Origin of the sequence: Lentibacillus salinarum (genome assembly GCF_042679865.1) — a bacterium.
Lineage (GTDB): Bacteria > Bacillota > Bacilli > Bacillales > Amphibacillaceae > Lentibacillus > Lentibacillus salinarum.
The window spans coordinates 29,142-55,213 of sequence record NZ_JBHTNH010000059.1; the positions used below are offsets into that span (position 1 = coordinate 29,142).

General features: G+C 45.5%; 40 protein-coding genes and 1 pseudogene. 40 read left to right on the forward strand and 1 reads right to left on the reverse strand.

Annotated features, from left to right (window positions below; all coding sequences use genetic code 11):
• Positions 1–40: 40 nt before the first annotated feature.
• From fusA to ACFQ4A_RS18155, 39 genes and pseudogenes are all read left to right on the forward strand, one after another.
• A complete protein-coding gene (fusA, locus tag ACFQ4A_RS17965; RefSeq protein WP_382402769.1) occupies positions 41–2,119 on the forward strand; it encodes an elongation factor G in 2,079 nt (692 codons plus the stop codon).
• Positions 2,120–2,243: 124 nt separating this feature from the next.
• Positions 2,244–3,434, forward strand: a complete 1,191-nt coding sequence (gene tuf, locus ACFQ4A_RS17970) for an elongation factor Tu (protein ID WP_382402770.1) — start codon at positions 2,244–2,246, stop codon at positions 3,432–3,434.
• 348 nt (positions 3,435–3,782) lie between these two features.
• The gene (rpsJ, locus tag ACFQ4A_RS17975) at positions 3,783–4,091 is read left to right on the forward strand and encodes a 30S ribosomal protein S10 (protein WP_382402771.1); all 309 of its coding nucleotides are present in this window, start codon (positions 3,783–3,785) and stop codon (positions 4,089–4,091) included.
• 28 nt (positions 4,092–4,119) lie between these two features.
• Complete coding sequence (rplC, locus tag ACFQ4A_RS17980) at positions 4,120–4,749, forward strand: 50S ribosomal protein L3 (RefSeq protein ID WP_382402772.1); 630 nt, start codon at positions 4,120–4,122, stop codon at positions 4,747–4,749.
• A gap of 26 nt (positions 4,750–4,775) precedes the next feature.
• A complete protein-coding gene (gene rplD, locus ACFQ4A_RS17985) occupies positions 4,776–5,402 on the forward strand; it encodes a 50S ribosomal protein L4 (RefSeq protein ID WP_382402773.1) in 627 nt (208 codons plus the stop codon).
• A complete protein-coding gene (gene rplW, locus ACFQ4A_RS17990; protein WP_382402774.1) occupies positions 5,399–5,686 on the forward strand; it encodes a 50S ribosomal protein L23 in 288 nt (95 codons plus the stop codon). The genes rplD and rplW overlap by 4 nt, the downstream gene beginning before the upstream one ends.
• Positions 5,687–5,714: 28 nt before the next feature.
• Positions 5,715–6,551 (forward strand): 50S ribosomal protein L2, encoded by an 837-nt coding sequence (rplB, locus tag ACFQ4A_RS17995; RefSeq protein WP_382402775.1) that lies wholly within the window; start codon positions 5,715–5,717, stop codon positions 6,549–6,551.
• A 55-nt stretch (positions 6,552–6,606) separates the two neighbouring features.
• Positions 6,607–6,885, forward strand: coding sequence for a 30S ribosomal protein S19 (gene rpsS, locus ACFQ4A_RS18000; RefSeq protein ID WP_068446111.1), 279 nt, complete (start codon positions 6,607–6,609; stop codon positions 6,883–6,885).
• A gap of 18 nt (positions 6,886–6,903) precedes the next feature.
• Positions 6,904–7,245 carry a 50S ribosomal protein L22 gene (gene rplV / locus ACFQ4A_RS18005; RefSeq protein ID WP_382402776.1) on the forward strand — a complete coding sequence of 114 codons (342 nt, stop codon included), beginning with the start codon at positions 6,904–6,906 and terminating at the stop codon, positions 7,243–7,245.
• Between the two features lie 3 nt (positions 7,246–7,248).
• A complete protein-coding gene (rpsC, locus tag ACFQ4A_RS18010) occupies positions 7,249–7,890 on the forward strand; it encodes a 30S ribosomal protein S3 (RefSeq protein ID WP_382402777.1) in 642 nt (213 codons plus the stop codon).
• A gap of 18 nt (positions 7,891–7,908) precedes the next feature.
• Positions 7,909–8,343: a 50S ribosomal protein L16 gene (gene rplP / locus ACFQ4A_RS18015; protein ID WP_382402778.1), complete on the forward strand. Its 435-nt coding sequence runs from the start codon at positions 7,909–7,911 to the stop codon at positions 8,341–8,343.
• On the forward strand, positions 8,333–8,533 hold the full coding sequence (gene rpmC, locus ACFQ4A_RS18020; protein WP_382402779.1) for a 50S ribosomal protein L29: 201 nt from the start codon (positions 8,333–8,335) through the stop codon (positions 8,531–8,533). The genes rplP and rpmC overlap by 11 nt, the downstream gene beginning before the upstream one ends.
• A 23-nt stretch (positions 8,534–8,556) precedes the next feature.
• Positions 8,557–8,820 (forward strand): 30S ribosomal protein S17, encoded by a 264-nt coding sequence (gene rpsQ / locus ACFQ4A_RS18025; protein WP_382402780.1) that lies wholly within the window; start codon positions 8,557–8,559, stop codon positions 8,818–8,820.
• Between the two features lie 45 nt (positions 8,821–8,865).
• Positions 8,866–9,234: a 50S ribosomal protein L14 gene (gene rplN, locus ACFQ4A_RS18030; protein ID WP_382402781.1), complete on the forward strand. Its 369-nt coding sequence runs from the start codon at positions 8,866–8,868 to the stop codon at positions 9,232–9,234.
• A 117-nt stretch (positions 9,235–9,351) separates the two neighbouring features.
• Positions 9,352–9,663 (forward strand): 50S ribosomal protein L24, encoded by a 312-nt coding sequence (gene rplX / locus ACFQ4A_RS18035; protein ID WP_382402782.1) that lies wholly within the window; start codon positions 9,352–9,354, stop codon positions 9,661–9,663.
• Between the two features lie 27 nt (positions 9,664–9,690).
• Positions 9,691–10,230 (forward strand): 50S ribosomal protein L5, encoded by a 540-nt coding sequence (rplE, locus tag ACFQ4A_RS18040; protein WP_382402783.1) that lies wholly within the window; start codon positions 9,691–9,693, stop codon positions 10,228–10,230.
• A gap of 16 nt (positions 10,231–10,246) precedes the next feature.
• On the forward strand, positions 10,247–10,432 hold the full coding sequence (locus tag ACFQ4A_RS18045) for a type Z 30S ribosomal protein S14 (RefSeq protein WP_382402784.1): 186 nt from the start codon (positions 10,247–10,249) through the stop codon (positions 10,430–10,432).
• A gap of 30 nt (positions 10,433–10,462) precedes the next feature.
• The gene (gene rpsH / locus ACFQ4A_RS18050) at positions 10,463–10,861 is read left to right on the forward strand and encodes a 30S ribosomal protein S8 (protein WP_382402785.1); all 399 of its coding nucleotides are present in this window, start codon (positions 10,463–10,465) and stop codon (positions 10,859–10,861) included.
• Between the two features lie 29 nt (positions 10,862–10,890).
• Positions 10,891–11,427: a 50S ribosomal protein L6 gene (gene rplF / locus ACFQ4A_RS18055; protein WP_382402786.1), complete on the forward strand. Its 537-nt coding sequence runs from the start codon at positions 10,891–10,893 to the stop codon at positions 11,425–11,427.
• Between the two features lie 32 nt (positions 11,428–11,459).
• Positions 11,460–11,822 carry a 50S ribosomal protein L18 gene (gene rplR / locus ACFQ4A_RS18060; protein ID WP_382402787.1) on the forward strand — a complete coding sequence of 121 codons (363 nt, stop codon included), beginning with the start codon at positions 11,460–11,462 and terminating at the stop codon, positions 11,820–11,822.
• Positions 11,823–11,846: 24 nt separating this feature from the next.
• Positions 11,847–12,350, forward strand: coding sequence for a 30S ribosomal protein S5 (rpsE, locus tag ACFQ4A_RS18065; RefSeq protein WP_382402788.1), 504 nt, complete (start codon positions 11,847–11,849; stop codon positions 12,348–12,350).
• A 13-nt stretch (positions 12,351–12,363) separates the two neighbouring features.
• Positions 12,364–12,546 carry a 50S ribosomal protein L30 gene (rpmD, locus tag ACFQ4A_RS18070; protein WP_382402789.1) on the forward strand — a complete coding sequence of 61 codons (183 nt, stop codon included), beginning with the start codon at positions 12,364–12,366 and terminating at the stop codon, positions 12,544–12,546.
• Between the two features lie 32 nt (positions 12,547–12,578).
• Complete coding sequence (gene rplO, locus ACFQ4A_RS18075) at positions 12,579–13,019, forward strand: 50S ribosomal protein L15 (protein ID WP_382402790.1); 441 nt, start codon at positions 12,579–12,581, stop codon at positions 13,017–13,019.
• Complete coding sequence (gene secY / locus ACFQ4A_RS18080) at positions 13,019–14,311, forward strand: preprotein translocase subunit SecY (protein ID WP_382402791.1); 1,293 nt, start codon at positions 13,019–13,021, stop codon at positions 14,309–14,311. The genes rplO and secY overlap by 1 nt, the downstream gene beginning before the upstream one ends.
• A 32-nt stretch (positions 14,312–14,343) precedes the next feature.
• On the forward strand, positions 14,344–14,988 hold the full coding sequence (locus ACFQ4A_RS18085) for an adenylate kinase (protein WP_382402792.1): 645 nt from the start codon (positions 14,344–14,346) through the stop codon (positions 14,986–14,988).
• A gap of 189 nt (positions 14,989–15,177) precedes the next feature.
• Positions 15,178–15,498 (forward strand): KOW motif-containing protein, encoded by a 321-nt coding sequence (locus ACFQ4A_RS18090; RefSeq protein WP_382402793.1) that lies wholly within the window; start codon positions 15,178–15,180, stop codon positions 15,496–15,498.
• Entirely contained in the window at positions 15,491–15,709 is a 219-nt protein-coding gene (infA, locus tag ACFQ4A_RS18095; protein WP_382402794.1) for a translation initiation factor IF-1, read from the forward strand. Before ACFQ4A_RS18090 ends, infA begins: the two co-directional genes overlap by 8 nt.
• Before the next feature lie 37 nt (positions 15,710–15,746).
• Positions 15,747–15,860 carry a 50S ribosomal protein L36 gene (gene rpmJ, locus ACFQ4A_RS18100; RefSeq protein WP_176449720.1) on the forward strand — a complete coding sequence of 38 codons (114 nt, stop codon included), beginning with the start codon at positions 15,747–15,749 and terminating at the stop codon, positions 15,858–15,860.
• 104 nt (positions 15,861–15,964) lie between these two features.
• Positions 15,965–16,330 carry a 30S ribosomal protein S13 gene (gene rpsM / locus ACFQ4A_RS18105; RefSeq protein ID WP_382402795.1) on the forward strand — a complete coding sequence of 122 codons (366 nt, stop codon included), beginning with the start codon at positions 15,965–15,967 and terminating at the stop codon, positions 16,328–16,330.
• A 21-nt stretch (positions 16,331–16,351) separates the two neighbouring features.
• The gene (rpsK, locus tag ACFQ4A_RS18110) at positions 16,352–16,744 is read left to right on the forward strand and encodes a 30S ribosomal protein S11 (RefSeq protein WP_382402796.1); all 393 of its coding nucleotides are present in this window, start codon (positions 16,352–16,354) and stop codon (positions 16,742–16,744) included.
• Positions 16,745–17,028: 284 nt separating this feature from the next.
• Complete coding sequence (locus tag ACFQ4A_RS18115; RefSeq protein WP_382402797.1) at positions 17,029–17,973, forward strand: DNA-directed RNA polymerase subunit alpha; 945 nt, start codon at positions 17,029–17,031, stop codon at positions 17,971–17,973.
• Between the two features lie 52 nt (positions 17,974–18,025).
• The gene (gene rplQ / locus ACFQ4A_RS18120; RefSeq protein WP_382402798.1) at positions 18,026–18,379 is read left to right on the forward strand and encodes a 50S ribosomal protein L17; all 354 of its coding nucleotides are present in this window, start codon (positions 18,026–18,028) and stop codon (positions 18,377–18,379) included.
• A 791-nt stretch (positions 18,380–19,170) separates the two neighbouring features.
• Positions 19,171–20,010 carry an energy-coupling factor ABC transporter ATP-binding protein gene (locus ACFQ4A_RS18125; protein ID WP_382402799.1) on the forward strand — a complete coding sequence of 280 codons (840 nt, stop codon included), beginning with the start codon at positions 19,171–19,173 and terminating at the stop codon, positions 20,008–20,010.
• A complete protein-coding gene (locus ACFQ4A_RS18130) occupies positions 19,986–20,858 on the forward strand; it encodes an energy-coupling factor ABC transporter ATP-binding protein (protein ID WP_382402800.1) in 873 nt (290 codons plus the stop codon). The genes ACFQ4A_RS18125 and ACFQ4A_RS18130 overlap by 25 nt, the downstream gene beginning before the upstream one ends.
• Positions 20,851–21,651, forward strand: a complete 801-nt coding sequence (locus ACFQ4A_RS18135) for an energy-coupling factor transporter transmembrane component T family protein (RefSeq protein WP_382402801.1) — start codon at positions 20,851–20,853, stop codon at positions 21,649–21,651. The genes ACFQ4A_RS18130 and ACFQ4A_RS18135 overlap by 8 nt, the downstream gene beginning before the upstream one ends.
• Before the next feature lie 18 nt (positions 21,652–21,669).
• Positions 21,670–22,425, forward strand: a complete 756-nt coding sequence (gene truA / locus ACFQ4A_RS18140) for a tRNA pseudouridine(38-40) synthase TruA (protein ID WP_382402802.1) — start codon at positions 21,670–21,672, stop codon at positions 22,423–22,425.
• Between the two features lie 276 nt (positions 22,426–22,701).
• Entirely contained in the window at positions 22,702–23,139 is a 438-nt protein-coding gene (gene rplM / locus ACFQ4A_RS18145; protein ID WP_382402803.1) for a 50S ribosomal protein L13, read from the forward strand.
• A 20-nt stretch (positions 23,140–23,159) separates the two neighbouring features.
• Entirely contained in the window at positions 23,160–23,552 is a 393-nt protein-coding gene (rpsI, locus tag ACFQ4A_RS18150) for a 30S ribosomal protein S9 (protein ID WP_382402804.1), read from the forward strand.
• A gap of 53 nt (positions 23,553–23,605) precedes the next feature.
• Positions 23,606–24,037: pseudogene (locus ACFQ4A_RS18155) on the forward strand (IS91 family transposase); the annotation flags it as partial.
• Positions 24,038–24,325: 288 nt separating this feature from the next.
• On the opposite strand, the gene ACFQ4A_RS18160 reads toward ACFQ4A_RS18155, so the two are convergent.
• On the reverse strand, positions 24,326–24,424 hold the full coding sequence (locus tag ACFQ4A_RS18160; protein ID WP_382402805.1) for a putative holin-like toxin: 99 nt from the start codon (positions 24,422–24,424) through the stop codon (positions 24,326–24,328).
• Positions 24,425–24,872: 448 nt separating this feature from the next.
• On the opposite strand from ACFQ4A_RS18160, the gene ACFQ4A_RS18165 reads away from it, so the two are divergent.
• Positions 24,873–26,048: a GNAT family N-acetyltransferase gene (locus tag ACFQ4A_RS18165; protein ID WP_382402806.1), complete on the forward strand. Its 1,176-nt coding sequence runs from the start codon at positions 24,873–24,875 to the stop codon at positions 26,046–26,048.
• Positions 26,049–26,072 lie beyond the last annotated feature (24 nt).

Sequence of the window (26,072 nt, forward strand, 5' to 3'; positions counted from 1 at the left end):
AAAATCAAATAAAAGCTTTCAAGAGAAAGGAGAAGAATACATGGCCAGAGAGTTCTCCTTGGAAAAGACGCGTAATATTGGTATTATGGCTCACATTGATGCAGGTAAAACCACTACTACCGAGCGTATTCTTTTCTATACAGGACGTATCCACAAAATTGGTGAGACCCATGAGGGTGCATCACAGATGGACTGGATGGAGCAGGAACAGGATCGTGGTATTACCATCACGTCCGCTGCAACCACTGCCCAGTGGAAAAATCACCGTATAAATATTATCGATACGCCAGGACACGTGGATTTCACAGTTGAAGTTGAACGTTCTTTGCGTGTACTTGACGGTGCTGTAACTGTACTTGACGCACAGTCAGGTGTTGAGCCGCAGACAGAAACTGTATGGCGCCAGGCAACAACGTATGGTGTGCCGCGAATTGTCTTCGTCAACAAAATGGATAAAGTCGGCGCTGATTTCTTGTATTCAACCAATACATTAAAAGAACGTCTTGGCGCCAATGCGCATGCCGTTCAGTTGCCGATCGGTGCAGAAGATAATTTCGAAGGTATCATCGACCTGATCACCATGCAGGCGTATTACTATGAAGATGAACTTGGAACCCGTGCTGATGCTCGTGAAATCCCTGACGCGTATAAAGAAAGAGCCGAGGAACTACGCGGTGAATTAATCGAAGCTGTCGCGGAAGTTGATGAAGACCTTATGATGCAATATCTTGAGGGTGAAGAGATTTCCGAAGACGATCTTAAAAAAGCGATCCGTACAGCAACATTGAATGTTGAATTTTACCCGGTATACTGCGGTTCTGCCTTTAAAAACAAAGGGGTTCAGTTGGTACTGGATGGTGTTATTGACTATCTTCCGTCTCCAACCGATGTACCGCCGATCGAAGGTTTGGTTCCGGGCACAGAAGAAGAGACAACACGCCCGTCTGATGATGACGCACCTTTCTCAGCGCTTGCGTTTAAAGTGATGACAGACCCGTATGTTGGTAAACTGACATTCTTCCGTGTATATTCCGGTACGCTGGATGCTGGCTCATATGTCAAGAACTCAGCTAAAGATAAGCGGGAACGGATGGGACGCATTCTGCAAATGCACGCCAATTCCCGTCAGGAAATCAAGACAGTCCATGCTGGTGAAATTGCCGCAGGTGTCGGCTTGAAAGATACATCGACCGGTGAAACACTGTGTGATGAAAAGAATGTTGTTATCCTTGAATCCATGGACTTCCCGGAACCGGTTATCTCGGTTGCCATCGAACCGAAGACCAAAGCCGACCAGGATAAAATGGGGATTGCACTGGCTAAATTGGCAGAAGAGGATCCGACATTTAAAACGGAAACGGATAACGAAACGGGTCAGACGATCATTTCCGGTATGGGCGAACTGCATCTGGACGTTATCGTCAACCGTCTGAAAGCTGAATTCAAAGTCGAAGCACAGGTCGGTGCCCCTCAAGTGGCATACCGTGAAACATTCCGTGGTTCCGCCGAAGTTGAAGGGAAGTTCATCCGTCAATCCGGTGGACGTGGACAATACGGTCACGTGTGGGTGAGATTTGAGCCGAATGATGAAGGTGCCGGCTATGAATTCCAAAACAAAATCGTCGGTGGTGTCGTACCACGCGAATACATCCCTTCTGTTGATGCGGGTATTCAGGAGTCATTGGAAAACGGCGTACTTGCAGGCTATCCATTAATTGATGTCAAGGCAACATTATTCGATGGAACCTATCATGATGTTGACTCAAATGAAATGGCCTTTAAAATTGCCGGATCCATGGCCTTGAAAGAAGCCAAAAATAAATGTCAACCTGTTCTGCTGGAGCCAATGATGAAAGTTGATATTGTTGTTCCTGAAGAATATATGGGTGACATCATGGGTGATGTGACATCACGCCGCGGACGTGTAGAGGGAATGGAACCGCGCGGACCGGCACAGCTGGTTAAGGCGTTTGTACCGCTTGCTGAAATGTTTGGCTACGCAACATCACTGCGTTCGAACACACAAGGACGCGGAACGTTCACAATGCATTTTAATCACTATGAAGAAGTGCCAAAGAGCATCTCCGAAGAAATAATTAAGAAAAATGCGGGAGAATAATTGATTTTTTCCGCAATCTGACGTATAACTTTTATTGAAGGCTATGGATAAGCATTTAAGGTTTATTCTTGGCTATAAATAAATTCAAAAAATACTTTTATATTCATTAAAGGAGGAACTATACATGTCTAAAGAAAAATTTGATCGCTCCAAAAGTCACGTGAATATTGGAACAATCGGACACGTTGACCATGGTAAAACGACGTTGACGGCAGCTATCACAACAACAATGCACAAAAAATCCGGTAAAGGTACGGCCATGGATTTTGATCAAATCGACCATGCCCCGGAAGAAAAAGAACGTGGTATTACAATCGCGACTTCTCACGTTGAGTATGAAACAGAGACACGTCACTATGCCCACGTTGACTGCCCTGGACACGCTGACTATGTTAAAAACATGATCACCGGTGCAGCGCAAATGGATGGTGCGATTCTGGTTGTATCTGCTGCTGATGGCCCAATGCCACAGACACGTGAGCACATTCTGCTTTCACGCAACGTTGGCGTTCCTGCAATCGTTGTCTTCCTTAACAAAGTTGACATGGTTGACGACGAAGAACTTTTGGAACTCGTTGAAATGGAAGTCCGTGACCTGCTGACTGAATATGATTTCCCTGGCGATGACATTCCGGTCATCAAAGGTTCAGCTCTGAAAGCTCTTGAAGGCGAATCAGAATATGAAGAAAAAATCTATGAACTGATGGATGCGATTGATGAATACATCCCGACACCTGAACGTGATCATGACAAAGCATTCATGATGCCTGTTGAGGACGTATTCTCCATCACTGGCCGCGGTACTGTTGCAACCGGTCGTGTTGAACGCGGGACGGTTAAAGTTGGTGACGAGGTTGACATTGTAGGTCTTGCTGAAGACTTGAGGAAAACAACTGTAACAGGCGTTGAAATGTTCCGTAAACTGCTTGACTATGCGGAAGCTGGTGACAACATCGGTGCACTGCTTCGCGGTGTTTCCCGTGATGACATCAACCGTGGCCAGGTACTGGCAAAGCCAGGTTCGATCACACCACACACAAAGTTTAAAGCAGAAGTCTATGTACTATCCAAAGATGAAGGTGGCCGCCATACACCATTCTTTGCTAACTACCGTCCGCAGTTCTACTTCCGTACGACTGACGTGACCGGTGTTATCACACTTCCAGAAGGTGTGGAAATGGTCATGCCTGGTGACAACATCGAAATGCAAGTTAGTTTGATTTCGCCAATCGCTATTGAAGACGGTACCCGCTTCTCTATCCGTGAAGGTGGACGCACCGTTGGATCTGGTGTTGTAACCGAAATTCAGGAATAAAGAACGTTCAAAAAGGCTTACCGGATCCGGATCTTAAACAGGCAGCATACATACGCTGCCTGTTTTCCTTTTTCCACCCAGTAGAACCATTAAATTTACGGTAGAAAATCTCCAGCATTCCCTTGCAATCATGGGAAAGAGTTTGTATAATACATAGATGTGCAATCTCATAATCATGCAATCAAAGGTTGCATCGGCCACATAATTTTTGTATACTATTAATGTTGGCCAAAAAAGCGATGAAGTGGAAGGTTGTTGATACACCCGGCCCCTTTGCCATGGCGGTGTCATCAAGAAATTTTCGTGGAGCAGCTTCATTCCAAAATGAGCGAAAAAGGAGGGGAAATAATGGCAAAAGAAAAGATTAGAATTCGGTTAAAAGCGTATGATCACCGCATTTTAGACCAGTCTGCCGAAAAAATTGTAGACACAGCGAAACGTTCCGGCGCAAATGTTTCCGGACCAATTCCATTGCCGACAGAAAAATCTGTTTACACGGTATTGCGTGCGGTGCACAAGTATAAAGATGCCCGTGAACAATTTGAAATGCGTACGCATAAACGCTTAATCGACATCGTCAACCCAACACCGCAAACAGTCGATTCGCTGATGCGTCTTGACCTACCATCTGGTGTTGATATTGAAATTAAGTTATAACGATTGATAATTATAGGAGGTGTAACGGATGACGAAAGGAATCTTAGGCCGCAAAATCGGCATGACACAACTCTTTTCAGAAGAGGGTGAATTAACACCGGTAACTGTCATTCAAGCTGAGCCTAACGTCGTTCTACAAAAAAGAACGCACGAAAACGATGGCTATGAAGCACTACAACTCGGTTTTGCAGATAAAAAGGAATCACGTTCAAACAAAGCGGAAACAGGTCATGCTGAAAAGGCAAACACTACCCCTAAGCGCTACGTTCGTGAAATCCGTAACGCAGATCTTGATGAATATGATGTTGGCCAGGAAATAGGCGTTGATGCTTTTCAGGCCGGCGAAAAAATTGATGTAACAGGTACAACGAAAGGAAAAGGTTTCCAAGGCGCCATTAAACGCCATGGGCAGGGACGTGGACCGGAAACACACGGCTCCCATTTTCACAGAAAGCCGGGTGCATTGGGCGATATTAACTCGATGCGTGTTTTCAAAGGTCAGACAATGCCAGGCCAAATGGGCGGTAAACAAGTAACCATCCAGAACCTTGAAGTTGTCAAAGTCGATACAGAACGCAATCTGTTATTGATTAAAGGAAACATTCCTGGTGCAAAAAAATCATTCGTCAAAATAACGAGTGCAACCAAGGCTAATTAATCACGCAGACGAAAGGAGGATATGTCATGCCTAAAGTAGCACTATTAAAACAAGACGGTTCTCAGGCCGGAGATGTTGAATTAAATGATTCCGTATTCGGTATTGAACCTAATACACATGTACTGCATGAAGCGGTTGTCATGCACCGTGCGTCACTGCGTCAAGGTACACACGATGTGAAAAACCGCGGAGAAGTAAGAGGCGGAGGACGCAAACCATGGCGCCAAAAAGGAACAGGACGTGCTCGTCAAGGTTCCATCCGTGCACCGCAATGGGTAGGCGGCGGAACTGTTTTTGGCCCGACGCCACGCAGCTATAGTTACAAGCTGCCAAAAAAAGTTCGCCGGCTGGCGCTTAAATCTGCATTCTCTTCCAAAGTACAGGATGAGGATCTCGTTGTTTTGGAAGACATCGCAATTGATGCGCCAAAGACAAAAGAAATCGTCAAAATGCTCGACGCATTGAATGTCGATACGAAAGTACTGATTGTAACAGCTGATAAAGATGAAAATGTCGTCCGGTCAGCTAACAATCTGCCAAATGCTCACGTGCTGACAGTAGCTGAAGTTAATGTATTAGACTTGCTGTCGCATGACAAGCTGATCATCACCAAAGGTGCAGCTGAAAAAGCAGGGGAGGTGCTGGCGCAATGAGAGATCCGCGTGATGTCATCAGACGCCCCGTCATTACAGAACATTCTGCCGATCTGATGGCGGAAAAGAAATATACGTTTGAAGTAAGTCCGAAAGCCAACAAGACTGAAATAAAAGACGCTGTTGAACTTGTCTTTGATGTTAAAGTTGAGCGTGTCAATACAACGAACATTAAAGGTAAATTCAAGCGGATGGGCCGTTACGGCGGTTATCGTCCGGACCGTAAAAAAGCAATTGTGCAGCTTTCAGAAGACAGTCAAGAACTAGATTTCTTTGAAGGCTAACAAACAAGTATGAGAAGGAGGGAAAACGATGGCGATCAAAAAATTCAAGCCAACATCAAATGGTCATCGTAATATGTCTGCATCCGACTTTGCAGAAATTACAACTGATTCTCCGGAAAAATCCCTGCTAAGTCCGTTGTATAGGCGCGGTGGACGTAACAGTCAGGGGAAAATGACAGTTCGTCATCAAGGCGGCGGCCATAAACGTCAATACCGTATTATTGACTTTAAGCGCGATAAAGATGGCATACCAGGACGCGTTGCTACGATCGAATACGATCCGAACCGTACGGCTAACATTGCCCTGATCCACTATGCAGATGGGGAAAAACGCTATATCCTGGCTCCAAAGGGACTGAAAACAGGCCAGAAGATTGTGTCAGGCGAAAATGCTGACATCAAACTGGGTAATGCTAAAAAATTAAAAGATATCCCTGTTGGTACGGTTATTCATAATGTTGAACTGAAGCCGGGACACGGCGGTCAATTGGTACGTTCGGCAGGTGCAGATGCCCAGGTCCTTGGACGTGAGGGTAAGTACACATTAGTCCGCCTGACATCAGAAGAAGTCCGTCTGATACTGTCTGAGTGCCGTGCTACCATCGGCCAAGTCGGCAATATCGAAAACGAACTGGTCCGGGTAGGTAAGGCAGGCCGGTCACGCTGGTTAGGCAAGCGCCCAACTGTCCGCGGTACTGTTATGAACCCGAGCGATCACCCGCATGGTGGTGGTGAAGGACGTTCGCCGATCGGTCTTGATTCACCTGTATCACCTTGGGGCAAACCAACGATTGGTTACAAGACACGTCAGCGCAATAAGCCTTCAAACAAGTATATTGTACGTGAACGTAAGCGCAAAAAATAATCGTATAGTCTGACGGGCAATAAACCCGTCGTTAATTGCGAAAGGAGGTTTATCCATGGGTCGCAGCTTGAAAAAAGGACCTTTTGCAGATGATCATCTGATGAAAAAAGTTGAAAGCTTGAATGAATCCGATAAGAAGCAAGTTATAAAAACCTGGTCACGCCGTTCAACGATTTTCCCTAATTTTGTCGGGCATACTATTGCTGTATATGACGGACGTAAACATGTACCCGTTTATGTAACAGAAGATATGGTCGGTCATAAACTAGGTGAATTCGCCCCAAGCCGTACGTTTAAAGGGCACTCAGGTGATGACAGGAAAACAAAACGCTAATGAGAGGAGGCACTCTACATGCAAGCAAAAGCCGTTGCAAAATCTGTTCGTATTGCTCCTCGTAAAGTTCGGTTAGTTGCAGATTTGATTCGAGGAAAAGAAGTTGGAGAAGCAATTGCTATTTTGCGTCATACACAACGTGGCGCGTCACCGGTTGTCGAAAAGGTTGTAAATTCTGCTGTTGCAAATGCTGAACACAATTATGAAATGGAACCGGACAATCTGGTCATTTCCGGAGCCTTCGTCGATGAAGGTGCAACATTGAAACGTTTCCGTCCAAGAGCACAGGGACGTGCAAGTCAAATCAACAAACGTACCAGCCATGTGACGATCGTGGTATCAGAAAAGAAGGAGGGGTAGTCAGTGGGTCAAAAAGTAAATCCGAATGGTCTCCGCGTCGGTGTTATTCGTGATTGGGAATCAAAATGGTATGCCGGCAATAACTATGCAGATTTATTGCATGAAGATATTAAAATTAGAGAATACCTGGAAAACCGTCTGAAAACAGCAGCTGTATCACAAATTGATATTGAACGTGCAGCCAACCGTGTGAACATCACAATCCATACCGGTAAACCGGGAATGGTTATCGGTAAAGGCGGCTCCGAAGTTGAAGCACTGCGAAAATCATTGAACAGCCTGACAGGCAAACGGGTTCACATCAACATTGTGGAAATCAAGAAAGTCGATCTGGATGCCACACTCGTTGCTGAGAACATTGCCCGTCAACTCGAAAACCGTATTTCATTCCGCCGTGCTCAGAAACAAACAATCCAGCGTACGATGCGCGCAGGTGCCAAAGGGATCAGAACGCAAGTTTCCGGTCGTTTGGGCGGTGCTGACATTGCCCGTGCGGAACATTACAGTGAAGGAACCGTTCCATTACACACGCTTCGTGCTGACATTGACTTCGGTACAGCAGAAGCAGACACAACGTATGGTAAACTCGGTGTCAAAGTGTGGATCTATCGTGGAGAAGTCCTTCCAACAAAAAACGATAACTAAGGAAGGGGGACATGCATTATGTTAATGCCTAAACGTGTTAAATATCGTAAGCAACACCGCGGCCGTATGAAAGGCCAAGCAAAAGGTGGAACAACCGTAGCTTTTGGTGAGTACGGACTGCAGGCTATTGAGCCAACCTGGATCACAAGCCGTCAAATTGAGGCAGCACGTATTGCCATGACACGTTACATGAAACGTGGCGGTAAAGTTTGGATTAAAATCTTTCCTGACAAACCATATACTGCAAAGCCCCTTGAAGTCCGTATGGGTTCCGGTAAAGGTGCTCCTGAAGGATGGGTAGCAGTCGTCAAACCAGGGAAGATCATGTTTGAAATAGCAGGTGTATCGGAGGAAGTGGCACGCGAAGCGCTACGGCTTGCCTCTCATAAACTGCCAATCAAAACCAAGTTCGTAAAACGTGAAGAAATTGGTGGTGAAACAAATGAAAGCTAATGAAATTAGAGAGTTGACCACTGCCGAAATCGAACAAAAAGTCCAGTCGTTAAAAGAAGAACTATTTAATTTACGCTTTCAGCTGGCAACCGGCCAATTGGAAAACACTGCACGGATCGGTGACGTGAAAAAATCAATTGCCCGTATGAAAACAGTCGTACGCGAACGTGAACTGAGCGTTAATAATTAACCTGAGAGGAGGTTAAACCAAAAATGGGTGAACGTAACAATCGTAAAGTATACACAGGACGTGTCGTATCAGATAAAATGGATAAGACCATCACGGTTTTAGTCGAAACGTATAAGTTTCACCAACTGTATGGCAAGCGTGTGAAGTACTCCAAGAAGTTTAAAACACATGACGAAAGTAACCAAGCTAAAGTCGGGGACGTCGTTAAAATCATGGAAACCCGTCCACTGTCTGCAACGAAGCGTTTCCGTCTGGTAGAAATCGTCAAAGAAGCGGTTATTATATAAGTAAAGTTCGCTCGGAAGTTATCCGAAGGGAGGTCTAGATGCGTTATGATTCAACAGGAAACTAGCTTAAAAGTTGCAGATAACTCTGGTGCGCGTGAAGTCAAAGCGATTAAAGTTTTGGGCGGATCAGGAAGAAAGACTGCTAATATTGGTGACGTTGTTGTTTGCACGGTAAAACACGCAACACCAGGCGGCGTTGTCAAAAAAGGTGAGATTGTGAAAGCTGTTATTGTTCGTTCGAAATCCGGCGTTCGCCGTAATGACGGATCATATATTCGTTTCGATGAAAATGCTGCCGTCGTTGTCCGTGACGATAAAGGCCCGCGGGGTACGCGAATTTTTGGACCGGTAGCACGTGAACTGCGCGATGCCAAATTCATGAAAATCGTATCCCTGGCACCGGAAGTATTGTAAGTGAGCGTTTAAGAAGGCGGATGAAAAGACCGGGCGTTTGATTCGTCATTTTCACCGGACTTTTTAGACATTCACTACCAGCCATAACGAAAAGCCTTGTAGGGAGGTGCGTCAGACATGCATGTAAAAAAAGGTGACAAAGTCAAAGTGATATCCGGTAAAGACCGTGGCAAAGAAGGAACGATTCTGGAAGCATATCCGAAAAAGGAACGTGTTCTGGTAGAAGGCATCAACATGATTAAAAAACATGCCAAGCCTTCACAGGATAATCCGCAGGGCGGCATTCTCAACCAGGAAGCAGCCATTCATGTTTCCAATGTCATGCTAATCGACCCAAAATCCGGTGAACCAACCCGAATCGGTTACGAGACTCGCGATGGAAAAAAAGTCCGCATCGCTAAAAAATCCGGAGAAGCAATCGATAAATAATCTGCTGGCGAAAGGAGGGCGCTCGTGATGAACACATTGAAACAACAATATCAGAATGACGTATTGCCATCTCTGATGAATAAATTTGATTATGACTCTGTCATGCAAGCACCGAACATCGAGAAGATTGTTATTAACATGGGTATCGGTGATGCTGTGCAAAATTCAAAAGCATTGGACAATGCCGTTGAGGAACTTGCACTTATTTCCGGACAAAAGCCGGTCGTAACACGTGCCAAAAAGTCAATTGCCGGATTCCGCCTACGTGAAGGAATGCCGATTGGAACGAAAGTAACACTGAGAGGCGATCGGATGTATGAATTTCTGCAAAAGCTGATAGCCGTATCGCTTCCGCGTGTGCGTGACTTCCGCGGTATTTCCAAGAAAGCTTTTGATGGCCGTGGTAACTATACGTTAGGCATTAAAGAACAGCTGATTTTCCCGGAAATCAATTATGATAAGGTCAATAAAGTACGTGGTATGGATATCGTTATCGTGACCACTTCAAATACCGACGAAGAAGCGCGTGAACTGCTGACTCAACTGGGTATGCCTTTCCAGAAATAAGTAAGGAGGGAAAATTGTGGCTAAAAAATCAATGATTGCGAAACAAAAGAAACCGCAAAAGTTTAAAGTACGTGAATATACACGGTGTGAGCGCTGTGGCCGTCCGCATTCTGTCATCCGTAAATTTAAACTGTGCCGTATTTGTTTCCGTGAACTAGCCTATAAAGGTCAAATTCCTGGCGTTAGAAAAGCAAGCTGGTAAAACCCGATTCGGGAAGGAGGTAATGTAGTAATGGTTATGACAGATCCAATTGCAGATATGCTGACTCGCATTCGTAATGCCAACATGGTGCGGCATGAAAAATTAGAGCTTCCGGCTTCCAAACTAAAAAAAGAAATTGCGGATATCCTGAAACGTGAAGGATTTGTACGTGATTATGAATTCATCGAAGACAACAAACAGGGGATTCTGCGTCTATTCATGAAATACGGCGCCAATGATGAACGCGTGATTACAGGCATCAAACGCATCAGTAAACCTGGATTGCGTGTCTATGCAAAAGCCGATGAAGTACCTCGTGTACTGAATGGCTTGGGAATCGCTATCGTGTCAACATCACATGGTATACTTTCCGACAAAGAAGCACGCACACAAGCTGTTGGCGGCGAAGTACTGGCATATGTTTGGTAATTTATACTTTTAGACAGGAGGTGTATGGAATGTCTCGTATCGGCCTGAAACCGCTGGAAATCCCAGAAGGTGTCGAAGTGAAACGTGATGGGAACACCGTGACCGTAAAAGGTCCAAAAGGTGAATTGACAAGAAATATTCACCCGGATATGAAAGTTGTTATAGACGATCAGGTATTAACAGTTGAACGTCCAAGTGATAAAAAGGAGCATCGCTCATTGCACGGCACCACCCGCAGCCTGATCGCGAACATGATTGAGGGTGTGCATAAAGGATTTGAAAAGGCACTTGAAATTAATGGCGTCGGCTACCGTGCACAAAAACAGGGTGAAAAAGTTGTTGTGAACGCAGGTTATTCACACCCGGTTGAAGTTGATCCAATCGAAGGAATTGACATTGACGTTCCACAAAACACACGTATTGTTGTTAAAGGAATCGACAAAGAGCTGGTCGGTGCTGTTGCTGCTAATATTCGCGCCATCAGACCACCTGAACCTTATAAAGGAAAAGGCGTTCGCTATGAAGGCGAACAATTACGCCTCAAAGAAGGTAAAACAGCTAAGTAAGGTTAGTTAGGGAGCAGAAAGGAGTGACCCGGATGATCACAAAACCTGACAAAAACGATGTACGCAAAAAACGACACGCGCGCGTCCGCAAGCATGTTTCTGGAACTGAAGAACGCCCGCGTCTGAATGTGTACCGTTCAAATAAACACATTTATGCACAATTAATTGACGATGTTGCTGGCGTTACTGTGGCAAGTGCTTCCACTGTCGATAACGAATTAAACTTGGAGTCGACGGGCAATAGCGAGGCAGCTAAACAAGTCGGAGAACTGGTTGCAAAACGTGCCCGGGATAAAGGTTATCAAGCTGTTGTATTCGACCGCGGCGGCTACCTTTATCATGGACGTGTCAAAGCCCTAGCGGATGCCGCCCGTGAAGGCGGTCTGGAATTTTAATCGTGGAGTAAAGGAGGGACATAGATGCAAACGAGCATTGATCCAAACAAATTAGATCTTGAAGAACGTGTTGTTGCGATTAATCGCGTTGCAAAGGTAGTAAAAGGTGGACGGAACTTCCGTTTTGCCGCACTGGTTGTGGTTGGCGATAAAAATGGCCATGTAGGCTTCGGAACCGGAAAAGCGAAAGAGGTACCGGAAGCTATTAAGAAAGCAGTTGACGATGCGAAGAAAAATCTGATAAAAGTGCCGATGGTCGGGACAACGATCCCACACCAAATTCACGGCCAATATGGTTCCGGAAATGTATTGATGAAACCAGCTACAGAAGGTACAGGTGTTATCTCCGGCGGACCTGTTCGTGCCATCCTGGAACTTGCAGGTGTCGGTGATATCCTGACAAAATCACTCGGTTCCAACACACCAATCAACATGATTCGGGCCACATTAAGCGGCTTATCAAATCTGAAAACGGCAGAAGACGTTGCTAAACTACGCGGCAAATCTGTAGAAGAACTGTTAGGTTAAGGAGGGAATAATTATGTCTAAACAATTAGAGATCACCCTCACACGCAGTATCATCGGCCAATCGGAAAAACAGCGGCAAACGGTGCAATCGCTGGGTCTGACGAAAATTCGTCAATCGGTCGTACGTGAAGACACAGCAGCTGTACGCGGCATGCTTGATAAAGTATCCCATCTTGTAACGGTTAAAGAAGTGTAACGATCATATAGCGGAAGAGGAGGTGCGCACAAATGAAACTTCATGAATTAAAGGCGGCAGAAGGAAGCCGCAAAAAACGTAATCGTGTTGGCCGTGGCATGGCTTCCGGCAATGGAAAAACATCCGGCAGAGGCCACAAAGGACAAAAAGCACGTTCAGGCGGCAACACACGTCCAGGTTTTGAAGGCGGCCAGATGCCTTTGTTCCAGCGCCTGCCTAAACGTGGGTTCACCAACGTTCACCGTAAAGAACTTGCGATTGTTAACCTGGATGCGTTAAATCGTTTTGAGGAAGGTACGGAAATTACACCTGAGCTATTACTTGAAGAAGGTATTGTCAGCAAACCGAAAGCCGGCATTAAGGTGCTTGGAAAAGGGAATGTTGAAAAGAAATTCACTGTAAAAGCTCATAAGTTCTCTGCTTCAGCGAAAGAAGCAATCGAGGCAGCGGGCGGTAAAACAGAGGTGGTTTAATGTTCCGCACAATCTCCAATTTTATGCGAATCGGGGATATCAGGCGGAAGATCATATTTACATTATTGATGTTAATTGTTTTCCGTCTGGGTACATTTATCCCGGTACCTTATACAGATAAAGAAGCTATCGACTTTATGAACCAGCAAAATGTTTTCGGATTTCTCAATACATTTGGCGGCGGAGCATTGCAGAATTTCTCCATTTTTGCCATGGGGATCATGCCCTATATTACAGCGTCTATCATTATGCAGCTTTTGCAGATGGATGTTGTACCGAAATTCACGGAATGGAAAAAGCAAGGTGAAATGGGTCGTAAAAAAATTGCTCAGGTTACCCGTTACGGAACGGTTGTCCTTGCGTTTGTCCAGGCAATAGCCATGTCCATCGGCTTTAATGCGATGGCGGGCGGTATGCTGATAAGTGAGCCAAGTGTATGGAAATTCCTTGTCATTGCTATCATATTGACAAGTGGAACAGCTTTTTTGATGTGGCTTGGTGAACAAATCACCGCAAATGGTGTGGGTAACGGGATATCCATTCTCATTTTTGCTGGTATCGTTGCGGCTGTTCCGAATGGTGTGAATCAGTTGTACACCCAGTATTTCGTTGATGCCGGTGATGAATTGTTCATTAACATTGTGATTGTGGCATTAATCGCATTGGTCGTGGTGGCTGTTACAGTAGGTGTTATCTTCATCCAGCAGGCACTGCGCAAAATACCAATCCAGTATGCCAAAAAGCTTGTCAATCGATCACCAGTGGGTGGCCATTCAACGCATTTACCGTTAAAAGTGAATGCTGCGGGTGTTATCCCGGTCATCTTTGCGATAGCATTCATTATTGCTCCCCGTACGGTTGCCGGACTTTTTGAAGGTAATGAGATTGCGGCAACAGTTGAAACGATCTTTGATTATACCCAGCCGATCGGGATGGTCATTTACGTTGCGTTGATCATTGCTTTCACGTACTTCTATACATTTGTGCAGGTTAACCCTGAACAAATGGCGGAAAACCTGCAAAAACAAGGCGGCTATATACCGGGCATCCGTCCTGGTAAAAACACGGAGACGTATTTGACACGTGTGATGTATCGCTTAACATTTGTAGGAGCGCTTTTCCTGGCAGCAGTTTCTGTATTGCCTATTATATTAGGCGGTCTTGCAAATCTACCTCAAGCAGTACAAATCGGCGGCACAAGCTTACTGATTGTTGTAGGGGTTGCCCTGCAGACGATGAAGCAATTGGAAAGCCAGTTGGTGAAACGGCATTACAAAGGTTTCATCAAGTAAAGCATGCTGCAATGAGAGCGAGGGGAAAATGATTGAATTTAATTTTGATGGGTCTGCCCGGTGCCGGTAAAGGTACGCAGGCAGAGAAAATAAATGAAACGTATCACATCCCTCATATTTCAACAGGAGATATGTTCCGTTTGGCGATTAAGGAAGGGACTGAACTCGGCAGGAAAGCTAAAGCGTACATGGATCAAGGTGACCTTGTCCCGGATGATGTAACAGTAGGAATCGTAAAGGAACGTCTGAGTAAAGATGACTGCCGGAATGGTTTCCTGCTGGACGGTTTTCCGCGGACGGTTGCACAGGCCGAAGCGTTAGAGTCCATATTGACTGACATGGGGAAATCCCTTGATTATGTGGTCCGTGTTGATGTACCGGAAGACCATCTGGTTGAGCGTCTGACGGGTCGCAGAATTTGTCCGACATGCGGCACAACTTACCATGTCATCTATAATCCGCCTGAGCAAGAGGGCATATGTGATCGTGACGGCTCCAAATTGATACAGCGCGAAGATGATCAGGCCGATACGGTAAAAAACCGTCTTGACGTCAATATGAAGCAGACAAAACCTTTGCTGAATTTTTACAGTGAAAAGGGCTATCTTGTCACAATAGACGGTGATCAGGATATTGATCAGGTATTTCAGGCTATTCAATCAGCCATCAAACAATAACTGTTCCGGCTATCATGTCGAATGGATGCAATCCGACACATTTAACGGTATAATGGGTTCCGTGGTGATTTATAACGATCCTAAAACGGTTCGGTAACAGCAGGATAGGGGTTGTTCAGCAGATTCTGCCGCACTGTTGCCGAGCAACGTTTGTTATGATATTAATAGCCTAAGTGAAGGTGATCGTTGTTGAAGGAAGCTGATTCGATTCCGCGAATAGGTCAAGTTGTTCGTATATTGCAAGGACGTGAAGCAGGTCAGTATGCAGTTGTGTTGAAATTGCTTGATGACCGGTATGTCTTGCTGGCGGATGGGGAAAAACGTAAATATGATCGGCCAAAGAAAAAGAACTTGTATCATATTGAAGTGATGGATTTTATATCCCCGGAAGTCCAAAACAGCCTTCTGGAAACTGGTCGTGTCACAAATGGCAAATTACGGTTTGCTATTACAAAATTTATGAATGAAATTGTGACTGATTTGAAGAAGGGAGATCAACACGATGGCTAAAAATGATGTAATTGAAGTAGAAGGTACCGTGACCGAGACCTTGCCGAATGCGATGTTTAATGTGGAGCTGGAAAACGGTCATACGGTATTGGCCCATGTTTCCGGCAAAATCCGCATGCATTTCATCCGCATTTTACCTGGCGATAAAGTGACGGTTGAACTTTCGCCATATGACTTATCCAAAGGGCGAATTACGTACCGTTATAAATAGACTCACGACGAGCTCCGATCTAAAAGGAGGTAAGATGATGAAAGTCAGAGCATCTGTAAAACCAATTTGTGAAAAATGCAAAGTCATTAAGCGAAAAGGTAAATTAATGGTTATTTGCGATAATCCGAAACACAAGCAAAAACAAGGCTAAAAACGCTAAACGCGTTTTAGAAGCCGGATGTAAGAGATCGGATTGGTACAAAATCGGCGAGGCAGCCGATTTGAAAGATATTAAATAGGAGGTGCACAACACTTATGGCACGTATTGCAGGTATTGATATCCCACGTGATAAACGCGTCGTTATTTCACTGACATATATTCATGGTGTCGCGAAAAGTACTGCCCAGGAAATTCTTAAAGAAGCAAGTGTTTCCGAGGACACACGTGTACGCGACCTGACAGAGGATGAACTAAGCCGTATCCGGCGGGCAATCGGCAATTATTCGGTTGAGGGTGATCTTCGCCGTGAAACATCCCTTAACATTAAGCGCCTGATTGAAATCGGTTCTTACAGAGGTATCAGACATCGCCGCGGTTTGCCATTGCGTGGTCAAAAAACGAAAAACAACTCACGTACACGCAAAGGCCCACGCCGTACGATGGCTAACAAGAAAAAGTAATGTAAAGGAGGGTAATCATTTATGGCACGTAAACAAAACACCACACGCAAGCGCCGCGTGAAAAAGAATGTTGACACGGGTGTTGCCCATATCCGTTCCACATTCAATAACACAATCGTAACTGTTACAGATGTCAAAGGAAATTCGATCGGATGGAGCTCTGCAGGTGCCCTTGGCTTTAAAGGATCTCGTAAGTCAACACCATTTGCTGCTCAAATGGCTGCTGAAACAGCTGCCAAAAGTGCAGTCGATAGCGGTATGAAGTCGCTTGAAGTAACGGTAAAAGGTCCTGGAGCCGGACGTGAAGCAGCAATTCGTTCATTACAGGCAGCCGGATTGGAAGTTACCGCGATTCGTGACGTAACCCCGGTCCCACATAATGGCTGCCGCCCGCCAAAACGTCGTCGTGTATAATCATTAAATTGTATAGAATTTGTCACCCTGTCTATAATGGGTTATGATAGCTTAAAAAACGCATGTTCCAAAAGGGCATCAACCATCCCTTTTGAATAATGGCTAACCGTGTAAACGCGGGCATATAATCCAATTGACGAACCTGAAACAGCAAGACAGAGACAAAGGTGTACGAAACGTTCTTTAGCGCAAAAAAAGCGCCAACTGCCTGTTCAGGGAATTTCGGTTAGACATTGATGGCCGTCTAGCCGGGATTTCGACGTTTTAAAGGAGGGTTTTGCAGAATGATCGAAATTGAAAAACCGGGAATCGAAACGGTAGAGATCACCGATGATGCCAAATTTGGGAAGTTCGTCGTCGAGCCGCTTGAACGTGGATATGGTACTACTCTAGGAAACTCCTTGCGTCGTATCCTGCTATCCTCACTTCCGGGTTCTGCTGTGACAGCTGTTCAAATTGATGGTGTTCATCATGAATTTTCAACAATCGAAGGGGTTGTTGAAGATGTGACATCGATTATTTTGAATTTGAAGAAGCTTGCATTGAAGGTTTATTCGGATGATGTGAAAACATTGGAGATTGATGTGCAGGGTGAAGGAAAAGTTACGGCTGCCGATTTGACCTATGACAGCGATGTTGAGGTATTGAATCCGGATCTAATTATTGCCACCATTAACGGCAATGCCAGTCTGCATATGAAGATTACAGCAGAGCGGGGCCGCGGTTATCGCCCGGCCGAAGCCAATAAACGTGATGAACAGCCGATTGGTGTCATCCCGGTTGATTCTATTTTCACACCAGTGTCGCGTGTCACGTATCAGGTGGAGAACACCCGTGTCGGACAAATCACCAACTATGACAAGCTGACAATGGATGTTTGGACAGATGGAAGCATCCGCCCTGAAGAAGCCGTTTCCTTAGGGGCGAAAGTGTTCAATGAGCATCTTGATATCTTTGTCGGTCTGACGGATGAAGCGAAAAAAGCGGAAATCATGGTCGAAAAAGAGGAAGACCAGAAAGAGAAAGTCATGGAGATGACCATTGAAGAACTTGATCTATCGGTAAGATCCTATAATTGCTTGAAACGTGCCGGCATCAATACGGTTCAGGAGCTTTCCAACAAATCGGAAGAAGATATGATGAAAGTGCGTAACCTGGGCCGCAAATCGCTGGAAGAAGTGAAAGAAAAATTGGAAGACCTTGGTTTGGGTTTGCGTGACGACGACTGATCGACATGATGAAACGGCATCTTGAGATTTTCATTTAAGGGAGGGATAGTCCATGGCCAGAAAGTTAGGACGTCAAACAGATCATCGTACGGCTATGCTTCGTAACCTGACAACGGATTTAATTATCCATGAACGGATTGAAACGACAGAAGCAAAAGCCAAAGATCTGAAATCAACGGCAGAAAAAATGATCACACTTGGCAAACGCGGTGATCTTCATGCGCGTCGCCAAGCAGCAGCTTTCCTGTATGATCAGGAGGCAAATGAGGATGAAAAAGTTCTCCAAAAATTGTTTGATGACATCGCTGCACGCTATGAGGAAAGACAGGGCGGTTATACACGTGTCCTTAAGTTGGGGCCTCGTCAGGGTGATGGTGCAAAAATGGCGATCATTGAACTGGTTTAATACAGCCGATATGATAAGGGCAGGACAGAATCTCTTCCACGAGGTGAATCCAGGCCCTTTTTTTGCATCGGCTGTTTTTAAAAAGCTTATGGCTTTGATACAAAATCCATAAAATGCGACGTAACTGCTGGAAAGTCTTCCTCCAAGTCTATCGGGGCTGAGTGCTAGTTCGTCGCTGCGGAAAAATACTCGCTTTCCGCGGGGAACGCTTCAGCCTCCTCGCTCGCAAAAACCGCTCGCTGCGGGGTCTTCAGACTGTTCCTTTCCCGCAGGAGTCTCGCATTTTTCCGCAGCTTAATATTGTGTTCTGCCATAGTGAAAGAAAACCCGTTAACACTTTTTCCAGGTTTTCAACATTCAATATGTAGAACGTCAATACCAGCGGAGGAAATACACGGAGATCCTACGGGAACAAAGGCATCGGTGAGACCCCGCAGTGCGACGAGCAATCTTTTCTGCGAGGAGCGTATGCCTCACCGAAATAGCTTGCAACGTGACGAGCACGAGGAGGCTCATCAGCCGCCCGCGGAAAGCGTAGTGTATTTCCGGAGCGGTATCACAGCACTCAAATATCCTTTTTCACTGTGTCGCAATTTATATCGACTGCGAAGGTTAAAGCTTAACAAAATGTGCGAAAAGAGCTTTTGCATTAAAATGGATCATAAATTAACCGAACAGCGTTTACGTTTGATTAAAACAAGCCAGAAGTTTCTTTAAGAAGAAGCTTTCTCTGGAAAAAGTAAATTGAGGCAGACGATTTCAGCGGAGTTGCAATAGAGAGGAGAGCCGAGGTGCGGGATAAACTGGTTGAATTTAAAAATGTATCATTCAGATACGGCGCCGAGCACCCCTGGGTGTTAAAAAATTGTTCGTTTGAAATCTATAAAAATGAAGCCATGGCGATTATCGGGCACAATGGATCAGGCAAGTCGACCATCGCAAAATTGATGAATGGCCTACTGTTTCCGCAAGAGGGGGAAATTATCATCAATGGTCGCACCGTAACCAGGGAATCGATTTGGGAGATTCGCCGGGATGTTGGCATGGTGTTCCAAAATCCGGACAACCAGTTTGTCGGGACAACCGTACAGGATGATGTCGCCTTTGGGATGGAGAACCGTGGGATACCAAGAAGTGATATGGTTAAGCGGATTGATGAAGCCTTATCAGCTGTGGGCATGCAGGAATACCAGCTGACTGAGCCACACAAGCTTTCCGGCGGCCAGAAACAACGGGTGGCAATTGCCGGTGTGCTGGCCATTTTCCCAAATGTGCTGATCCTCGATGAAGCGACCGCAATGCTTGATCCGAAAGGCCGGACAGAGATCATGAAAACCGTAACCGATGTACAGGCACAACGTAACCTGTCGCTGATCACGATTACGCATGATCTGCACGAGGTCGTCCAGGCTGAACGGGTCATTGTCATGAATGAGGGTGAAATCTGGGATGAAGCTGCACCACGGGACATCTTTGCCAAAAAAGCGGAACTGCGTCAAATTGGTTTGGATGTACCATTCATCGCGATTCTGTCCGATGAGCTGAGAAAAGCGGGGCTGCCGGTTGCCAATGAAGCCTTGAATCACGAAGAGCTGCTGGAGGAACTATGGATATCACGTTCAACAATGTAAGTTATATTTATCAGGAAAAGACACCTTTTGCCCACAAGGCAGTTGATGATCTCTCATTTCACATCCCATCCGGCGCATTTACGGCGGTCATCGGTCATACCGGCTCCGGCAAATCTACACTGATTCAGCACTTGAATGGCTTGATACGTCCGAGTGAAGGCGAGGTCATCATTGGCGACTATCGATTAACGCATGACAAAAAACCAAGCAATATGAAGACATTGCGCAGCCGTGTTGGCGTAGTGTTTCAATATCCGGAACATCAGTTATTTGAGGAGACGGTCAGGAAGGACATTGCCTTTGGTCCGGAAAATTTCGGGGTACCCCAGAAAGAGATTGAAAATCGGATTGAGGCGATCACCTCGGAGGTGGGATTGCCCGATGAACTGCTGGATCGCTCCCCGTTTGATTTGAGCGGGGGCCAGATGCGCCGTGTGGCGATTGCTGGTGTATTGGCCACAAAACCGGATGTGCTGATCCTGGATGAACCGACAGCAGGCCTTGATCCGCGGGGGCAGCGTGACATGATGGATATGTTTTATGATCTGCATCAGCGACAGAACCTGACGACCATTCTGGTGACGCACAGTATGGAAGATGCCGTCAAATATGCTGATAACGTCATGATTTTGAATAACGGCACCAAATACATGGAAGGAAAACCGGAAGACGTGCTGACAAAGAAAGAAGCACTGCATAACGTCCAGCTGGATGTACCGGAAATGGTACAATTCATCAACGCATTTGCGGACAAGTTCGATCACGGGATCCCTTTTCGGCGGCAGTCGGCAGCCGAACTCGCCGGGGAGATCCGGGAGATTCTGGAGGGGGCCGGGCTACATGAATAATGCATTGATAATCGGTCAGTATGTACCGGGTGAATCCCTTGTTCACCGACTGGACCCAAGGACGAAGATCACGGTCATTTTTTTCTTTGTTTTCATTGTATTTTTAGCCAACTCGTTATTAAGTTATAGTGTTCTGACACTCTTTGCCCTTGGCAGCATGCTGACGACACGGATCCCCATCCGCTATATTTTAAAAGGCCTAACACCCGTCTGGTTTCTGATTGGATTTACGTTCATTCTGCATTTGATCGTAACGAATGAAGGGGTTGTCCTGATTGATTTGTTGGGGTTTAACATTTATTCAGGCGCACTCATTCAAGGGTTTGCCATATCGATGCGGTTTTTCCTGCTGATTCTGGTGACATCCTTACTGACACTGACGACTACACCAATTGAAATTACCGATGCGATTGAAGACATGCTCAACCCGCTGAAGAAGGTGAAATTCCCCGTTCATGAATTAGCACTAATGATGTCGATTTCACTAAGGTTTATCCCGACGCTCATGCAGGAAACGGATAAGATATCAAAGGCCCAGGCATCCCGTGGCGTTGATTTCCGAACCGGCCCAATCAAAGAGCGAATTAAAGCCGTCGTGCCATTGTTGGTACCGCTGTTTGTCAGTGCGTTCAAACGGGCGGAGGAACTGGCTATGGCCATGGAGGCCCGCGGCTATCAGGGCGGTGAAGGACGGACAAAATTGCGCGAGCTGAAATTGAATAAGCGTGACGTTATGATATTTCTTTTATTCATTCTGGTCGTCGCCGCACTGTTTATGGCACGGCATTATTAAGAAAGAGCTGGAGGACGTATGGCAAAAATCAAATGTGTGTTCAGCTATGATGGCACTAATTTTTCAGGTTTGCAGATTCAGCCGCAGGTACGGACGGTGCAAGGAGAGTTGGAAAAAGCACTCGCCAAAATTCATAAGGGTGCCCATATACCGATCCACCCATCGGGAAGGACTGATAAAGGAGTCCACGCCAAGGCACAAACAGCACATTTTGAGACAGATTACCGCTTGACGCCTGCTGACTGGAAACGGGCAATTAATTCATTGCTTCCTCCCGATATCCATGTGGACAAAACAGAACAGGTGCCGGATTCATTCCATGCCCGGTTTGATGTGTTGGAAAAAGAATACCGCTATTATATTTTAAATGACGCGGAACCGGATGTGTTTAAACAAAACTATTTATATCATTATCCCTATCAAGTCGATATTAAAAAAATGCAGGAAGCGGGAAAGTTTTTCGAAGGCACACACGACTTCACCACTTTTTCCTCAGCTAAAGCTGATATTAAAGGCAGCCGGATACGGACGTTATATGAGGTGTCCTGTCAGCTGAATGGTAGTGAGATTGAATTTGTGTTAAGAGGAAATGGTTTTTTATATAATATGGTCCGGATCATTGTTGGCACACTGCTTGATGTCGGGAGAGGGAAGCAAAATCCGTCTGACATCGCAGCGTTATTTGCCATGAAAGACCGGCAGGCCGGTGGCGATACATTGCCACCGCAAGGATTGTATTTATGGCAGGTAAGGTATACGGACGGCTCGTCGTAGCTTGTCAACACAGTAGCTATATTGCTGCAATTTCCCGGGAAATAATCGACAAGCTGTGACAATTCAGGTTAAAACGAAGTGTCTGTCAGCTGCGGTGATACTAAGCAACAGTCTTTTAGAAAACCGCCTGTAAAGCTTGACATCCATACGGTTCTGGTATATGATGATTTATGGCATTTTTATTTGAACCACGATTAGCCCCGGAAACTAATTGTGATGAAATATAAAATAAGACGACAATGATAACGAATTGATTGTAAACGGAGGGAAATCACCATGCGCACAACGTTCATGGCAAATGAAGCGAATATTGAACGCAAATGGTTGGTTGTGGATGCTGAAGGCAAACGTCTTGGCCGTTTGGCAAGTGAAGTTGCTGCCATCCTACGCGGCAAACATAAACCAACGTATACACCACATGCCGATACTGGTGACCATGTCATCATTATCAATGCTGACAAAGTGGAATTGACCGGCAACAAACTGACGGATAAAATGTATTACCGCCATTCAAACCACCCAGGTGGACTGAAAGCACGCTCTGCAAACGAAATGCGTACACGCTACCCGGAAAAAATGCTGGAGACAACCATCAAAGGCATGCTTCCTAAAGGCCCTTTAGGTCGGAAAATGGGTAAAAAACTACACGTCTACAGAGACGCTGAGCATAATCATCAAGCACAAAAACCGGAAGTTTACGAGCTTCGCGGTTAATCAAAAGGAGGTAAATCAATTTGGCACAAGTACAATATTACGGCACCGGACGCCGTAAAAAATCAACGGCACGGGTTCGTCTTGTCCCGGGAACCGGCCGTGTTGTCATCAACAAACGCAATGCAGAAGACTATTTCCCATATGAAACACAGCGCATCATCCTTAATCAGCCGCTTAATGCGACTGAAACAGAAGGGACGTATGATGTGCTGGTCAACGTAGACGGAGGAGGCTTTACAGGCCAGGCTGGTGCCATCCGCCACGGCATCGCTCGTGCACTGCTGGAAGCTGATCCGGAATACCGTGCAACACTGAAGCGTGAAGGTTATCTGACACGTGATGCACGTATGACTGAGCGTAAAAAATACGGTCTCAAAAGTGCCCGTCGTTCACCACAATTTTCAAAACGGTAATAAACCTTATATATCAAGGGTTTGCCCTCTTTGCTCTTATAAAGCAGAGAGGGTTTTTTCAATGCGGGCATTCGAAAAATGGATTTAAACTCTTTGTTTGTGAAGGCTGCCATGATGTTCGAAAAGTACCTTATTGGTGCAAAGGGCGCTTTTGTACAACCTGCTCACTGGGCGAGAGTGAGGAATGGAGTCGTCTGCTTATGGAGGACGTGCTGCAAGTCAATCACCGCCATGTCATCTTTACGATTGATGAGGGTTTGCGCGATATATTTCTGTTACATCGACATCTCTTAAAGCCATTGATGGATGAGGCTGCCAGATTGATTTCGGACTTCTTTGGCAAGAAGGCAAAGGTGAAACCGGGTATTATAGCCGGTTTACATACATTTGGTTCGAGAGTGAATTTTAATCCGCATGTCCATATGTTGGTGACAATGGGAGGAATAACGAAAAAGGGAGAATGGAAAGGGTATGATTTTATACCGTTGCTGCCGACAGCCTGCGCGTACTTCTGGACCATCATGCAAATTACGTTGATGAATTCCGGTCATTGCGTGCGCGCCGGTGTTGATTCGTAAAATAAGCCGTGCTTTGCACAAATGAATTCACCCCGTGTATTTTTTGTGAAAATGTGGTATACTATAAATAGAAATTCATATAAAAAACCACAGCTCCCACTGTGGCCGTAGATACCCATTCTCTTGATAGGGGATTGGCGTTATCTGATCTTTAGAAAGAAAAAATAGCCCTTACCCATCTGCTGAACAGGGGGGCTATTTTTTTGTGTCAAAAATAGCGACAACAACTGCAATCAGCGCTATGACCATCGTACAAGACGAAACCATCAGCGTCAGAACTTCAAAAGTTGTCATGGCATCACCCTCTCTCGGGGATAACGCCAACCGCCCTATCCTTCATCAAGGATGATAAATTGAATGAGTATCTATCTCCTATTATAACATAAATATCCATGATTACCTTCGTTTTTATAAAGAAAACCCTGTGATATCAAGGGTTTTCTTTACCTCAAACCAATTTCCAGAAGTTAATCTTAACGAAAAAAACAAGAATTTTTGTTCATAAGTTTAAAAAAGACCAATTCATTTCTCTTTTTCATATAGAAACAAAATAAAAAGACGTATAAAATGTTGGACGACGTTTTCAACACCTAAATCGGCTAACACACTGATTTCTTCAAATCTCTGACCTCTAGAAACACGAAGCGGGAGCCGAGTTTTTATTAGCTGTTGTTCAATCGACCCGTTTCATTTTATCCGAAACCCTTGTATCATTAACAAAACAGCACAGGAGGGATCCATATTGGCAGACATCAGACGGTTAGACGTCGAAACAGACGCGGATGACATTTTTGCCTTATCACAATTTGCTTTTCAATACGAGCTGTCAGGTGATGCGTTGAGCAAGAAACAAGTAGAAGCGAAACGGCACATCATTTGGGGGTTAATGGATGATGACCGCCTTGCAGCCAAATTGCACCTGATACCATTGGCCTGCTATATTAATGGGAAAACATTCGATATGGGCGGTATCAGTTCTGTGGCGACATGGCCGGAATACCGCAGGCAGGGCGCTGTGAAACAATTGCTGTACTACGCCCTCAAGCATATGCGTACAAATGGCCAGACCCTTTCGTTTCTCCACCCGTTTTCGTTTGCTTTTTACCGGAAGTACGGCTGGGAGCACACGTTTTCGCAAAAGACATACACCATGCCAATTGATCGTTTAAAGCGTGAATGGGGCGCTAAGGGCTATGTTCGCCGTATGAACGATGATATTCCGGCTTTGGACAGCATTTATACGGCTTATGCCAAACAGTTCAATGGGACGCTTGTCCGTGATGATAAATGGTGGACACAGCGTGTTTTGCAAGGGAAATGGCATCAGGCAGCAGCTTACAGCACATATGGACAGGCAGAAGGATATCTGCTTTATAACGTGAAGAATGGGCGATTGACGGTTCATGAACTGGTATACAACACACCGAATGCGCATAAGCTGCTGCTTCATTTTATCGCCAATCATGATTCGATGGTGGATACGGTGGAAATGGCCGTGCCGGAAAACGATCATTTGCCGTTATTGGTCGACGAACCGCGTTTCGAGCAAACGATCAAACCTTATTTCATGGCGCGGATTGTGGATGTCCAAGCCTTTTTAAAACAATATCCCTTTCTTCCGGGGTCAGCTGAATCGGTAACCCTGCATATCGCTGATCCATTTTTGCCGGAAAACAACGGGACTTATCAGTTGTCACACATCGGGCCTGATACGAACGTGACACACTTACGGACTGACATTCATGGCCAGGCGGGCAGCATTCATTGCGGCGTGCAGCAGCTTACGTCAATGGTCACAGGCTTCAGCCGGCCGCTCGAGCTTTATAATGCCGGCCTTATTCACGGGGACAAATATTCCGTCGAACAACTGGAAAACGTCATTCCGCAGCAGCAGACATATTTCCCTGACTTCTTTTAATTATCTGGGAAATAGGACCCATAA

What these genes read in the sequence shown, in the direction of transcription:
- fusA (WP_382402769.1), top strand. Translation starts at nt 41, where the DNA reads ATGGCCAGAGAGTTCTCCTTGGAAAAGACGCGTAATATTGGTATTATG.
- tuf (WP_382402770.1), top strand. Translation starts at nt 2,244, where the DNA reads ATGTCTAAAGAAAAATTTGATCGCTCCAAAAGTCACGTGAATATTGGA.
- rpsJ (WP_382402771.1), top strand. Translation starts at nt 3,783, where the DNA reads ATGGCAAAAGAAAAGATTAGAATTCGGTTAAAAGCGTATGATCACCGC.
- rplC (WP_382402772.1), top strand. Translation starts at nt 4,120, where the DNA reads ATGACGAAAGGAATCTTAGGCCGCAAAATCGGCATGACACAACTCTTT.
- rplD (WP_382402773.1), top strand. Translation starts at nt 4,776, where the DNA reads ATGCCTAAAGTAGCACTATTAAAACAAGACGGTTCTCAGGCCGGAGAT.
- rplW (WP_382402774.1), top strand. Translation starts at nt 5,399, where the DNA reads ATGAGAGATCCGCGTGATGTCATCAGACGCCCCGTCATTACAGAACAT.
- rplB (WP_382402775.1), top strand. Translation starts at nt 5,715, where the DNA reads ATGGCGATCAAAAAATTCAAGCCAACATCAAATGGTCATCGTAATATG.
- rpsS (WP_068446111.1), top strand. Translation starts at nt 6,607, where the DNA reads ATGGGTCGCAGCTTGAAAAAAGGACCTTTTGCAGATGATCATCTGATG.
- rplV (WP_382402776.1), top strand. Translation starts at nt 6,904, where the DNA reads ATGCAAGCAAAAGCCGTTGCAAAATCTGTTCGTATTGCTCCTCGTAAA.
- rplP (WP_382402778.1), top strand. Translation starts at nt 7,909, where the DNA reads ATGTTAATGCCTAAACGTGTTAAATATCGTAAGCAACACCGCGGCCGT.
- rpmC (WP_382402779.1), top strand. Translation starts at nt 8,333, where the DNA reads ATGAAAGCTAATGAAATTAGAGAGTTGACCACTGCCGAAATCGAACAA.
- rpsQ (WP_382402780.1), top strand. Translation starts at nt 8,557, where the DNA reads ATGGGTGAACGTAACAATCGTAAAGTATACACAGGACGTGTCGTATCA.
- rplN (WP_382402781.1), top strand. Translation starts at nt 8,866, where the DNA reads ATGATTCAACAGGAAACTAGCTTAAAAGTTGCAGATAACTCTGGTGCG.
- rplX (WP_382402782.1), top strand. Translation starts at nt 9,352, where the DNA reads ATGCATGTAAAAAAAGGTGACAAAGTCAAAGTGATATCCGGTAAAGAC.
- rplE (WP_382402783.1), top strand. Translation starts at nt 9,691, where the DNA reads ATGAACACATTGAAACAACAATATCAGAATGACGTATTGCCATCTCTG.
- rpsH (WP_382402785.1), top strand. Translation starts at nt 10,463, where the DNA reads ATGGTTATGACAGATCCAATTGCAGATATGCTGACTCGCATTCGTAAT.
- rplF (WP_382402786.1), top strand. Translation starts at nt 10,891, where the DNA reads ATGTCTCGTATCGGCCTGAAACCGCTGGAAATCCCAGAAGGTGTCGAA.
- rplR (WP_382402787.1), top strand. Translation starts at nt 11,460, where the DNA reads ATGATCACAAAACCTGACAAAAACGATGTACGCAAAAAACGACACGCG.
- rpsE (WP_382402788.1), top strand. Translation starts at nt 11,847, where the DNA reads ATGCAAACGAGCATTGATCCAAACAAATTAGATCTTGAAGAACGTGTT.
- rpmD (WP_382402789.1), top strand. Translation starts at nt 12,364, where the DNA reads ATGTCTAAACAATTAGAGATCACCCTCACACGCAGTATCATCGGCCAA.
- rplO (WP_382402790.1), top strand. Translation starts at nt 12,579, where the DNA reads ATGAAACTTCATGAATTAAAGGCGGCAGAAGGAAGCCGCAAAAAACGT.
- secY (WP_382402791.1), top strand. Translation starts at nt 13,019, where the DNA reads ATGTTCCGCACAATCTCCAATTTTATGCGAATCGGGGATATCAGGCGG.
- infA (WP_382402794.1), top strand. Translation starts at nt 15,491, where the DNA reads ATGGCTAAAAATGATGTAATTGAAGTAGAAGGTACCGTGACCGAGACC.
- rpmJ (WP_176449720.1), top strand. Translation starts at nt 15,747, where the DNA reads ATGAAAGTCAGAGCATCTGTAAAACCAATTTGTGAAAAATGCAAAGTC.
- rpsM (WP_382402795.1), top strand. Translation starts at nt 15,965, where the DNA reads ATGGCACGTATTGCAGGTATTGATATCCCACGTGATAAACGCGTCGTT.
- rpsK (WP_382402796.1), top strand. Translation starts at nt 16,352, where the DNA reads ATGGCACGTAAACAAAACACCACACGCAAGCGCCGCGTGAAAAAGAAT.
- ACFQ4A_RS18115 (WP_382402797.1), top strand. Translation starts at nt 17,029, where the DNA reads ATGATCGAAATTGAAAAACCGGGAATCGAAACGGTAGAGATCACCGAT.
- rplQ (WP_382402798.1), top strand. Translation starts at nt 18,026, where the DNA reads ATGGCCAGAAAGTTAGGACGTCAAACAGATCATCGTACGGCTATGCTT.
- ACFQ4A_RS18130 (WP_382402800.1), top strand. Translation starts at nt 19,986, where the DNA reads ATGGATATCACGTTCAACAATGTAAGTTATATTTATCAGGAAAAGACA.
- ACFQ4A_RS18135 (WP_382402801.1), top strand. Translation starts at nt 20,851, where the DNA reads ATGAATAATGCATTGATAATCGGTCAGTATGTACCGGGTGAATCCCTT.
- truA (WP_382402802.1), top strand. Translation starts at nt 21,670, where the DNA reads ATGGCAAAAATCAAATGTGTGTTCAGCTATGATGGCACTAATTTTTCA.
- rplM (WP_382402803.1), top strand. Translation starts at nt 22,702, where the DNA reads ATGCGCACAACGTTCATGGCAAATGAAGCGAATATTGAACGCAAATGG.
- ACFQ4A_RS18160 (WP_382402805.1), bottom strand. Translation starts at nt 24,424, where the DNA reads ATGACAACTTTTGAAGTTCTGACGCTGATGGTTTCGTCTTGTACGATG.